Origin of the sequence: Candidatus Enterococcus moelleringii, from assembly GCF_017377575.1 — a bacterium.
Classification (GTDB): domain Bacteria; phylum Bacillota; class Bacilli; order Lactobacillales; family Enterococcaceae; genus Enterococcus_A; species Enterococcus_A moelleringii.
This window is the reverse complement of the sequence record NZ_JAFREM010000031.1, coordinates 63,412-75,530: the sequence shown is the minus strand read 5'-3', so window position 1 is coordinate 75,530 and position 12,119 is coordinate 63,412. Positions and strand designations below refer to the sequence as shown.

The window sequence follows — 12,119 nt, the reverse complement described above, 5'->3', positions numbered from 1 at the left end:
GGCAGAATCACTTGATATCATTGACAATACAATATGGTTAGTGAAGGTCAGACAACTCGGGTTTTAGTTTCCTAGAAAATGTGGTAGATTGTGGGGGATTGTGGTAGACTAAACTCATGCAGTGGTAGATAGGGGTGAATCTGGATGTTCATGGGAGAATTTCAGCACAATATTGATGCAAAAGGTCGATTGATTGTGCCTTCGAAATTGCGTGAACAACTAGGTGAAAAATTTGTAGTCACTCGAGGTATGGATGGCTGTTTATTTGGTTACCCTATGACTCAATGGAATGAGCTGGAAGAAAAATTGAATGAGATGCCGCTATCTAAAAAAGATGCAAGAGCATTTGTCCGTTTTTTTTACTCTGCTGCAACCGAATGTGAAATTGACAAACAAGGTCGAATTAACATTCCATCTACTTTGAGAAGTCACGCTGCTTTAGAAAAAGAGTGTGTGATTATTGGAGTAGCAAATCGAATTGAAATATGGAACGAAGCGCGTTGGCGTGAGTTTACAATAGAAACAGAAGCTAATTTTGATGACATTGCGGAGACAATGGTAGATTTTGGATTTTAGGGAAGAGGATTTTTGATGACGGAAGACTTTCAACATATAACTGTTTTATTACATGAAACAGTTGATGGATTAGCTGTTAAACCTAATGGCACTTATGTTGACTGTACACTTGGTGGTGCTGGGCATAGCGAGTATTTATTGCAGCAATTAAATGAAAAGGGTCATCTTTATGCGTTTGATCAAGATCAAAAAGCAATTGATAATGCGGCTGTCCGCTTGAAAAAATATGTCGAAAAAGGACAAGTTACTTTTATTAAAGCCAATTTTAGAGAGTTAGCCGATCAGCTTGCTCTTTTAGGTGTAAATGCCGTTGACGGTATCCTATATGATCTAGGTGTCTCATCCCCGCAATTAGATGAAGCCGAGCGTGGTTTCAGCTATCATCAAGATGCACCGTTAGATATGCGAATGGATCAAAACGCTTCTTTAAGTGCATACCATGTCGTAAATGACTATTCCTATCAACAATTAGTGAAGATTTTTTTCCGTTATGGGGAAGAAAAATTTTCTAAACAAATTGCTCGTTTGATCGAGCGAAAAAGAGAAGCAGCGCCTATTGAAACAACTAGTGAACTAGTGGAGCTTATTAAGGAATCTATCCCGGCTCCTGCTAGAAGAAAAGGCGGTCATCCGGCTAAGCGAGTTTTCCAAGCAATCCGGATTGCTGTTAATGATGAACTAGGTGCGATTGAAGCTTCTCTGGAGCAGGCAATTCATTTGTTGGCTCCACAAGGCAGAATTAGTGTGATTACATTTCATTCATTAGAAGACCGAATTGTAAAAACGATATTCAAAGAATATAGCTCGCCTAAGGACATGCCTCCAGGACTTCCGATAGTTCCTGAAGAGTTCCAGCCGATATTAACTTTGGTGAACAGAAAACCAGTTGTTCCAACAAAAGAAGAACTAGAAGAGAATAACCGCGCACGAAGCGCGAAATTAAGGATCGCAGAAAAAACGAAGGAAGGATAAGAATTATGGCTGAATTAAAAAATAATCAACACCAGCAGTTTGATTATGCACAACCTGAACAACCAATCCAAACGCCAGATTCTTTTGAAGTCTTTGTTTCCCCGGCAGATCGCTTAAAGAAAATCTCTCGTATTGAAAAGATTGTTGCAGTGGGACTTTTAGCTATGCTGATTAGCATGGCAATTGTCATGGTGAATACACGTAATGAAATTAGCAAAACGCAAAATGACATAACGAATACACAAACTGAAATTGATCAAAAAGAAAGAACAGCGACACAACTACAGCAAGAAAAGAATGAATTATCTCGTTCGGATCGGTTGAAAGAAGTTGCTGAGAAGGACGGACTTTCAATTAACGACGAGAACTTAAGGAAAGTGAAGTAAATGAGCTTTAAAAGGATTAAGCGCAAAATCCGTAAAAAAAATTTAACTCCGATGAACAATCGCAAAAAAGTAGGTATTATTTTGTTTGCTACGAGTATTGGATTGTTCTTTTTATTTGCCGGGCGAATGATTTTTGTCGTTGCAGGCGGACATGTAGCTGGGACCTCGCTTGAGGAGAAGACAGAAGAGCTTTACCGCGGTGAACAGGTCATACCAGCGAAACGTGGTACAATTTATGATCGAAACGGAGAGGCGATCGCTGAAGATGCGACCTCTTATTCTATCTATGCCGTTCTATCTGAAAGATACACTTCAGGAAAAGAAAAATTGTACGCTCAAGAAAAAGATTTTGAAAAACTAGCTGAAATTATGCGCGACCAATTGGGCGCCAAAAAGAGCAGTGCTTTAAAGAAATTAGAAGATGGGAAAAAAGATAATTTGTACCAAGTAGAATTCAACCCTTGGGGCAAAAATATTTCAGAAGAGAAAAAGCAGAAAATCGAAAAAGCGATGAAAGATGCAGGTATACAGGGCCTCTATTTTGAAGATCATACGAAGCGTATGTATCCAAATGGCGCGTTTGCCTCCCATTTTATTGGTTATGCCTCTCCTGATAAAAATGAAAGGCTTAGCGGGGTAACTGGATTAGAAGCCGCTTATGATGATGTTTTAAAAGGCAAGGATGGAAAAATTGTTTACCAAAAGGATAACAACCAAAATCCATTGCCAGGAACAGTTGCTGAGCAAAAGCCTTCTGAAGATGGTGAAGATATCTATACTACTTTGGACGCTGGGTTACAAAGCTATTTAGAAACCCTGCTGGATGAAGTAGATGAAGAAACCAAACCGACAGAAATGACAGCTACTTTAATGCAGGCTAAAACCGGTGATATTTTAGCTATGTCACAACGGCCGACTTATAATCCGGAAACAAAAGAAGGGTTGGATGATGACTCTGTTTGGCGAAATATTCTAGTTGAGGATACATATGAACCTGGTTCAACAATGAAAATCTTCACGACGGCAGCAGCTGTTAATGAAGGGATCTTTAATGAGAATGAAAGCTTTACTTCTGGTAAGATCAATGTTGCTGATGCTACTATCAACGATCATGACTTGGGAGCAAAAGGCGTATTGACCATGAGACAAGCCTTATCTTGGTCAAGTAACGTAGGTATGGTTATGCTGGAAGAACGTCTAGGTGACAAATGGCCAGAGTATTTGAAACAGTTTGGTTTTGGTCAAAGTACCTATTCAGGTCTGCCAGGCGAAAGTAAGGGTACCATGCCAACAAGTAATATTGTGGACCAAGCGATGAGTGCTTATGGACAATCTATTGGTGTGACTAATTTTCAAATGATGCGGGGCTATACGGCAATTGCCAATGATGGGAAAATGCTTCAGCCTCATTATATTAAAAAAATGGTCAATCCAAATACAGAAAAAGAAATCGTCACTAAACCAGAAGTTGTTGGCGAACCAATCACAGCTGAAACGGCGGAAAAAGTCCGGGAATACATGCGTGATGTAGTGGAAAGTCAAAACTATGGTTCGGCGTATGACCAATACAATGTGCCAGGATACAATATTTCAGCGAAAACGGGGACAGCACAAATTTTCCAAGATGGTGCTTATTTGTCAGGTTCTACGAATTACATTTATTCGATTGCCTTAATGCTGCCATCTGAAGATCCAGAGTTCATTTTGTATCTGACCTTGAAACAGCCGGAAAGCTACCCTGAAGGTGTACTTGGTAAAATAGCGAATCCGCTATTAAATCGTGCAATGGAATTTCAAGGAGAAGACGCTGACACAGATGATGATTCAGAGGCTCAACAAGTAACAGTGGAAGATTACCGTAATCTTAATACTGAAACAGCCGTTAGTGATGCCAATAAGCGTGGTGTTAATGCGGTGGTTGTCGGAGACGGCAGCAAGGTTGTAAAACAATCTGCTACACCAGGTGAGAAAGTAATGACTAATGAACGGTTGATTTTGTTGACGGACGGAACGAAAGAATTACCTGATGTACGCGGCTGGTCAAAAGCCGACATCTTGAAATTGTCAAATTTACTTGATATAGAAGTGGAGTTTACTGGCGAAGGGTATTGTACAAAGCAAAGTATTGAACCCTATACGGAGGTCTCCAATCAAAAATTGAAAATTACTTTAAGTTAGGACTGGAGAGAAAAGAATGGAACCGGCACAACTATTTATTGCCTTTGTCAGTAGTTTTGCAATTACTGTCGCTTGGATGCCTTTTTTAATCGGCTATTTCAGAATGAAAAAACAAGGTCAAGCAATTCGTGATGAAGGACCGGAATGGCATAACGTAAAAGCAGGAACACCTACAATGGGAGGAGCAGGCTTTTTAACAGCTGCTGCAGTTACTATTGTATGGTTCAGCATTTGGCAAGGCCAAATGACAACTTCGTTATTGCTGCTGTTGTTTGTTCTTTTACTATACGGAATCATCGGCTTTTTAGATGATTTTCTAAAGTTGGCTCGTAAACAAAATGAAGGTTTGACTTCCAGACAAAAATTTGTCGGACAAGTAGTTGTAGCCATCCTGTTTTATTTTGTCTATCAGATGGAAGGTTACAGTAATACCCTGAACTTTTTTGGTTTAGATTTACCCTTAGGTATTTTCTATGGACTATTTGTCATCATTTGGTTAGTGGGCTTCTCTAACGCAGTAAACTTAACCGACGGGATTGACGGCTTAGTATCAGGATTAGGAACAATTTCTTTTGCAGCCTATGGTATTATGGCTTGGCATCAACAACAATATGAAGTATTAATCGTTTGCCTCAGTGTGATTGGCGGACTAGTTGGGTTCTTTCCATATAATAAGAAACCTGCCAAAATTTTCATGGGTGATGTGGGATCTTTATCCCTAGGTGGATTATTAGCAGCAGTATCTATTATGCTTCACCAAGAATGGACCTTGCTATTGATTGGACTTGTTTACGTTTGTGAAACAGCCAGTGTGATGATTCAAGTCACTTCATTCAAGTTAACGGGTAAGCGTGTCTTTAAGATGTCACCGCTGCACCACCATTTTGAAATGTCTGGTTGGTCGGAATGGAAGATTGATGGGATTTTTTGGTTAATTGGTCTAGTTGTTTCGATACTAGTTTTAGTGATCGTACTGTAGGAGATGAAAAAACATGAAACAAATTAAACGTTATGAAAACGAAAAAGTTCTGGTCTTAGGATTAGCTAAGAGCGGGTTTAGTGCGGCCAAGTTGCTACATCGCTTGGGCGCGCTTGTTACTGTAAACGACGGAAAACCTTTTGAAGAAAATCCAGCAGCTCAAGATTTGCTGGAAGACGGTATTCGGGTAATTACAGGAAGTCATCCGATTGAATTGCTAGATGAAGACTTTGCCTTAATGGTTAAGAATCCGGGGATCCCTTACAACAATCCTTTAGTAGCAAAAGCTGAGTCGTTACATATACTGATACTGACTGAGGTAGAATTGGCTTACCAGATTTCTGAATGTCCGATTATTGGAATTACTGGGACGAATGGTAAGACGACGACAACTACAATGATCGGTCTTTTATTGAATCAAAACAGAGAATCCGGCAAAGCGTATTTAGCTGGTAATATTGGCTTTCCTGCCAGTGAAGTAGCCCAAAAAGTTTCTGATGATGACGATATTGTGATGGAAATGTCTAGTTTTCAATTAATGGGTATTGATGAATTTAGACCTCATATTGCTGTAATTACCAACATATACGAAGCGCACTTAGATTATCATGGGACACGGGACAACTACGTAGCAGCAAAATGGGCCATCCAAAAAAATATGGACGCTTCGGATTATTTAGTGATTAACTGGGATTCTAAAGAGTTGCAAGAGCTGAGTCGTAAGACTAAGGCAACGATTGTTCCTTTTTCAAGTGAGTCTACTTTAGAAAATGGGGCCTATTTGAAAGACGGTGTTCTGTATTTTAAATCTGAGAAAATCATGCTTGCTAGTGATTTGGGAGTACCAGGAAAACACAACGTTGAGAATGCTTTGGCCGCTATTGCTGCTGCAAAATTGATGAAGGTATCCAATGAAGCAATTTGTGAAGCGCTGACCAACTTCCACGGCGTTCCTCATCGCACACAATACGTGACAGCTGTCAATGACCGTAAATTTTACAACGATTCAAAAGCTACCAACAGCTTAGCAACCGAGATGGCTTTAAGTGGTTTTAAAAATGATCAGGTTGTCTTATTAGCGGGTGGGTTAGATCGAGGCAATGGTTTTGATGAACTGATCCCAGCCTTCAAAGGTCTAAAAGCCGTTATCTTATTTGGCGAAACTAAAAATAAGCTGGCTGAAACGGCTAAAAAAGCGGAAATCGAAACGATTATACTAACTGAAAATGTAGAAACAGCGGTTCCGTTAGCTTATGAGCACAGCGCAGCCGGAGATAGTATTTTGCTTTCTCCTGCCAATGCCAGCTGGGATCAATATCCTAGCTTTGAAGTTCGTGGAGACAAATTCATGCAGGCTGTTGAAAAGCTTAAAGAGAAGTAGGAGACAAAATGAAAATACTTGTAACTGGCGGTGGAACAGGCGGGCACATTTATCCGGCACTTGCTTTTATCCGCTATGTGGAAAAAATACATCCTAATGCTGAGTTTTTGTATGTAGGAACCCATCGTGGTCTAGAAAATAAAATTGTTCCCGAAACGGGAATTCCTTTTAAAACTATTAAGATTCAAGGATTCAAGCGGAAACTTTCCATGGATAACATCAAGACCTTACAAATGTTTATGGAAAGCTTGAAGCGTTCGAAGGAAATTTTAAAAGAATTCCAACCAGATGTAGTCATTGGTACTGGTGGTTATGTTTCCGGATCCGTGGTGTACGCAGCGGCTCGGCTAAAGATTCCTACGATTGTTCATGAACAAAATAGTGTGCCTGGAATCACTAATAAGTTTCTCAGCCTCTTTGTAGACAAAGTGGGAATTTGTTTCCCGGATGCTGCACAATATTTTCCAGAAAAGAAAACAGTGCTGGTGGGTAACCCCCGAGCACAAGAAGTCATTGCAAATGGGAAGTCAGAAGTGCTTTCTGACTACGGCTTAACACCAGATCGTCCGACTGTTTTGATTTTCGGCGGCAGTCAAGGAGCGTTAAAAATCAACCAGGCGGTAATCCAAGCATTGCCGCAATTAGCAAAAAAAGATTATCAAGTACTTTATGCTTCAGGTGATCGCTATTTTCAAGAGCTTAATGAGAAATTTGAAGCCGGAAAAACTTGGTCAAATATCTCGTTACAACCCTATATAAAAAACATGACTGATGTGATGGCTAATGTTGATCTGTTGATCGGCCGGGCGGGGGCTACTTCAATTGCGGAATTTACCGCTTTAGGACTTCCGGCAATTTTAATCCCGAGTCCTTACGTTACCAACGATCATCAAACAAAAAATGCGCAAAGTTTAGTAGATGCAGGTGCTGTCAGTATGATTAAAGATGATGAGTTGACAGGTGAGCGCCTGACAACCGCGATTGATGATATCATGGACGACCATACTCTTCGAGAACAGATGGCGGATGCTTCAAGAAAAGAAGGCATTCCCGATGCAGCAGAACGCTTATGGCGCATGGTGAATAGTATCGTGAAATAAATGAGGCAGGAGGTGACTAAGCTTGAGTAATCAAGATACGCCTGAGAATAACGAAGAATCAAAAAAGCTAACGCCATGGCAGTTGGCGAATCAAGAATATTTAAAACAACATCCAAATGAAAAAGAAGTCCCTCCTGAAACTGAAGCTGATGAAGAGTTGGTTAGTGACGAGGAAGATCTTGAGAACATTGAAGAAGAACCAGAGCAGTTAGATGATGCAGAAGATCTTGAAGAAGAGGTTCCAAAAAAGAAATTCAAAGGACCTGTAAACGGATCGTTTTTAGAACGACTGCCTAATGTGCGTCATGAAAGGAATAGACGCTTGTATCGACGGTCTACTACTTTGATTCTCTTATTTTCGATTCCTGCGTTAATTTTACTATATTATGTTTCGCCGCTTAGTCGATTATCCAGTATTTCGATTGAAGGAAACGATCAAATCTCGTCAGAAGAAATTGCAGAGAAATTAAATTTTTCAATTGGCAATAACTTGTGGTCCCAATATTTTCATCGTGATGAGCACGTGGACCGCTTAAAAAAACAAGAATTGCGAATCGAAGATGCCAGTGTGCGTTTTAATGGCGTCAATAAATTTGCCATCAATGTGAAAGAATATAAAGAAGTTGCTTATTTGGAACATGACAAGGAATACTCACCTATCCTAGCAAATGGCAGAGTCATTCCGACTAGTGTTGAAAATACTCAAGGATCGTTGCCAATTTTAGAAGGCTTTACCGGGCCGAAAAGAATTCGGGCGGTCTTGAAACAGTATGACGCGCTCCCTGAAGAGGTACGACAAGGAGTTTCGCAAATTAAGTATGCTCCTACCGATGAAAATAAAAGCCTCCTGCAAGTATTTATGAATGACGGCAATCAAGTCATTGTAGCTATCCAAGAGATGTCGCAAAAAATGAAATACTATCCACAAGTTGTTGAGGAAATGAATGTTCAAGAAATGAAAGGTATAGTCGACATGGAAGCTGGAATTTACAGCTACGCTTATCCTGAAGAATCATCTTCAGATAACACCGAACAAAGCACAAATGAAAGTACAACCGAAAGTACGGCAGAAGAAACCAGTCCATCTGCCGAAAATGATTAAAATTATCCGAAGAAAATACGGATTCGCCTTTTTAATTCCGTGTAAAATGTGGTAAAATTGGTGGCAGTGAGTATATTTGAAAGAAATATATGACGTGCTTACTGAAAGCAGATATTTTCAATCTAGATAATGAAATTTTAAGTAGGAGGGAATCCCATTCATGGCAAAAGCAGGAATGTATGTGGGCCTTGATATCGGAACGACATCTGTAAAAGTTGTAGTTGCCGAATACATCGATAGCCAAATGAATATAATTGGTGTTGGAAATGCAAAATCAGAAGGAATCAATCGTGGGATTATTGTGGACATTGACAAAACCGTTCACGCAATTCAACGAGCAGTAAAACAGGCCGAGGAAAAAGCCGGGATTCAAATCAAAAGTGTCAGTGTGGGATTGCCAGCAAACCTTCTGGAAGTTGAGCCATGCCAAGGCATGATTGCTGTTAACAACGAATCTAAAGAAATCACTGACGACGACGTACGCAACGTTGCTTCTGCCGCAATGGTTCGTTCAATTCCTCCTGAAAGACAGATCGTCGCTCTATTACCGCAAGAATTTACTGTAGATGGATTCGACGGAATCAAAGATCCTAGGGGTATGATTGGTGTCCGACTAGAAATGTTTGGTCTGGTTTTCACCGGTCCTAAAACAATCATTCATAACATTAAAAAATGTGTCGAAACGGCTGGATTAACAGTTGCGGAAACAATTATTACGCCGCAAGCTTTGACCGAGTCAATTCTCTCTGATGGAGAGAAAGATTTTGGTACAATTGTTATTGACATGGGTGGCGGACAAACAACGACTGCGGTTATGCATGATAAGCAATTGAAATTTACACATGTTGATCAAGAAGGTGGAGAATACGTAACGAAAGATATTTCGATCGTATTGAATACTTCTTTCAATAATGCGGAAGCGTTAAAAATCAATTATGGCGATGCTTACCCAGCCAGAACATCTTCAGATGAAGAGTTTCCAGTAGATGTTATCGGGAAGACAGAGCCGGTAAAAATTGATGAACGTTATCTAGCTGAGATCATTGAGGCTCGTTTGGAACAAATCTTCCGTAAGGCTAAAAGTGCCTTGGATGAAATTGAAGCATTAGACTTACCAGGAGGAATCGTTCTGTCAGGCGGGGCTGCCAGTATTCCAGGCGTAGTAGAGTTAGCGGAAGATGTTTTTGGTACCAATGTGAAACTGCATGTGCCAAATCAAATGGGCTTACGAAATCCAGTATTCACCAACGTGATAAGTATTGTTAATTATTCAGCTGAATTAAATGACGTGTATCACTTGGCTAAATCAGCAGTGACTGGTGAGAAAGTCACCTTGTCACCGCAAGTTTCAGCTGTATCCACTACACCAGTCTATGACGACTATGATGCTGTGGAAGAATATGAAGAAGAAACAAAACCAAAAAATGATGAAAAAGTAACTGGGAAGATCAAAGACTTCTTCTCTAATATTTTTGACTAATTCACACAGGAGGAATAAAACATGGAATTCTCAATAGATAACAATATTAACGAAGGCGCAGTTATTAAAGTTATCGGCGTCGGCGGCGGCGGCGGCAACGCAATTAATCGAATGATCGAGGAAAACGTTAAAGGCGTTGAATTTATTGCTGCTAACACTGATGTGCAAGCGTTAAAAAATTCAAAAGCTGAAACGGTTATTCAATTAGGTCCAAAATATACACGTGGACTAGGAGCTGGATCTCAACCTGAGGTAGGCCAAAAAGCTGCTGAAGAAAGCGATCAAGCGATTCAAGAAGCATTGCAAGGTGCGGATATGGTATTTATCACTGCTGGTATGGGCGGTGGAACAGGTACTGGAGCTGCTCCAATCGTAGCTAAAATTGCGAAAGATTTAGGAGCCTTGACTGTAGGCGTTGTAACACGTCCATTCAGCTTTGAAGGACCAAAACGCGGTCGTTTTGCTGCCGAAGGTATTTCGTTGTTAAAAGAAAACGTGGATACATTGCTGATTATCTCTAACAACCGCCTATTGGAGGTTGTTGATAAGAAGACGCCGATGCTTGAAGCATTCCGAGAAGCTGACAATGTGCTTCGTCAAGGGGTACAAGGTATTTCAGATCTGATTACAGCACCTGGTTACGTTAACTTGGACTTTGCTGATGTGAAAACTGTGATGGCCGATCAAGGTACTGCTTTGATGGGAATCGGGGTTGCCAGCGGTGAAGAACGCGTTGTAGAAGCAACTAAAAAAGCGATCTCTTCTCCATTGTTAGAAACATCTATTGATGGGGCAGAGCAAGTCTTGTTGAACATCACTGGTGGGTTAGATATGACATTGTTTGAAGCACAGGATGCATCTGATATTGTGGCTCATGCTGCTACTGGAGATGTAAACATCATTTTGGGTACTTCAATCAGTGAAGAATTGGGCGATGAAATTCGAGTAACAGTAATCGCAACAGGGATTGACCCAACAAAAAAGGAACGAAAGGCTAGTCGCAGCAGCTCTCAACGCACTAGTCAAGTTCAATCAGTACCACAAAAACCAAATTTGGACATTGAACCAACAAAAAATAATGAATCGCAATCAGCGTTTGGTGAATGGGACATTCGCAAGGAAGACAACGTTCGACCAAAAGTAGACGATACTCAATTTGAAAATATTGAAAAGAAAGAATTCGAAACTTTTACTCGCGAAGAAGTAAAACCTGAAAAAGACGAAGAACTTGATACACCACCATTCTTTCGCCGTAGAAAATAAAAAGGGGGAGAGCACATGATCGCTGATAACTTGCATACTGTAGAGCAAGAGATTCAGGAGTCGTGTGCTCTTGTTTCACGTAACCCAGAAGATGTTACGCTGGTCGCGGTAACAAAGAGTGTAGACTCATCAGCTGCTGAAGAATTAGTGAGACTTGGAGTGACCAACTTAGCTGAAAATCGGGTTGACAAACTTCTTGAGAAAAAGGAAAATTTAAGTCAATATTCGGATATTTCTTGGCATTTGATTGGTAATTTGCAACGACGCAAGGTAAAATCTATTATTAATCATGTTGATTATTTCCATGCATTAGATAGTTTGCGTTTGGCGCAAGAAATTCAAAAACGAGCGGCACATAAGATTAACTGTTTCATTGAAGTCAATATCTCAGGTGAAGAATCAAAGCATGGCATTAGCCCCGAGGAATTGCTGTCATTTGTTTATGAGTTAGAAGATTTAACCAACGTACATATTGTTGGTTTAATGACGATGGCACCATTTGATGCAGATGATGAAACGATCCGGAGCATTTTCGCCTCCTTGAAGAAATTACAGGAAAAGATTTGTTCCTTAAAACTGAATTATGCTCCTTGCACAGAACTTAGTATGGGGATGAGCCAGGATTTCCCACTGGCAATTATAGAGGGTGCAACCTATATTCGTGTGGGAACTGCATTATTTAAGAAAGGATAGGACAGAATC

General features: G+C 40.3%; 11 protein-coding genes. All 11 read left to right on the top strand.

What is annotated here, in order from left to right:
• The first annotated feature begins 144 nt into the window (after positions 1–144).
• The 11 genes from mraZ to JZO70_RS18980 all read left to right on the top strand — a co-directional run bounded on the left by mraZ (position 145) and on the right by JZO70_RS18980 (position 12,110).
• Positions 145–576, top strand: coding sequence for a division/cell wall cluster transcriptional repressor MraZ (mraZ, locus tag JZO70_RS19030; protein WP_207675270.1), 432 nt, complete (start codon positions 145–147; stop codon positions 574–576).
• A gap of 15 nt (positions 577–591) precedes the next feature.
• Positions 592–1,548, top strand: a complete 957-nt coding sequence (gene rsmH, locus JZO70_RS19025; RefSeq protein ID WP_207675269.1) for a 16S rRNA (cytosine(1402)-N(4))-methyltransferase RsmH — start codon at positions 592–594, stop codon at positions 1,546–1,548.
• Between the two features lie 5 nt (positions 1,549–1,553).
• Positions 1,554–1,934: a cell division protein FtsL gene (gene ftsL, locus JZO70_RS19020; RefSeq protein ID WP_207675268.1), complete on the top strand. Its 381-nt coding sequence runs from the start codon at positions 1,554–1,556 to the stop codon at positions 1,932–1,934.
• Positions 1,935–4,112, top strand: coding sequence for a penicillin-binding transpeptidase domain-containing protein (locus JZO70_RS19015; RefSeq protein ID WP_207675267.1), 2,178 nt, complete (start codon positions 1,935–1,937; stop codon positions 4,110–4,112).
• 16 nt (positions 4,113–4,128) lie between these two features.
• Positions 4,129–5,091 (top strand): phospho-N-acetylmuramoyl-pentapeptide-transferase, encoded by a 963-nt coding sequence (gene mraY, locus JZO70_RS19010; protein ID WP_207675266.1) that lies wholly within the window; start codon positions 4,129–4,131, stop codon positions 5,089–5,091.
• A 13-nt stretch (positions 5,092–5,104) separates the two neighbouring features.
• Complete coding sequence (gene murD, locus JZO70_RS19005) at positions 5,105–6,472, top strand: UDP-N-acetylmuramoyl-L-alanine--D-glutamate ligase (protein WP_207675265.1); 1,368 nt, start codon at positions 5,105–5,107, stop codon at positions 6,470–6,472.
• A gap of 8 nt (positions 6,473–6,480) precedes the next feature.
• Positions 6,481–7,572 (top strand): undecaprenyldiphospho-muramoylpentapeptide beta-N-acetylglucosaminyltransferase, encoded by a 1,092-nt coding sequence (gene murG, locus JZO70_RS19000; RefSeq protein ID WP_207675264.1) that lies wholly within the window; start codon positions 6,481–6,483, stop codon positions 7,570–7,572.
• 22 nt (positions 7,573–7,594) lie between these two features.
• The gene (locus tag JZO70_RS18995; RefSeq protein WP_207675263.1) at positions 7,595–8,674 is read left to right on the top strand and encodes a cell division protein FtsQ/DivIB; all 1,080 of its coding nucleotides are present in this window, start codon (positions 7,595–7,597) and stop codon (positions 8,672–8,674) included.
• Positions 8,675–8,834: 160 nt separating this feature from the next.
• Entirely contained in the window at positions 8,835–10,154 is a 1,320-nt protein-coding gene (gene ftsA, locus JZO70_RS18990) for a cell division protein FtsA (RefSeq protein ID WP_207675262.1), read from the top strand.
• Between the two features lie 21 nt (positions 10,155–10,175).
• On the top strand, positions 10,176–11,417 hold the full coding sequence (gene ftsZ / locus JZO70_RS18985; protein ID WP_207675261.1) for a cell division protein FtsZ: 1,242 nt from the start codon (positions 10,176–10,178) through the stop codon (positions 11,415–11,417).
• A 15-nt stretch (positions 11,418–11,432) separates the two neighbouring features.
• Positions 11,433–12,110 (top strand): YggS family pyridoxal phosphate-dependent enzyme, encoded by a 678-nt coding sequence (locus JZO70_RS18980; RefSeq protein WP_207675260.1) that lies wholly within the window; start codon positions 11,433–11,435, stop codon positions 12,108–12,110.
• Positions 12,111–12,119 lie beyond the last annotated feature (9 nt).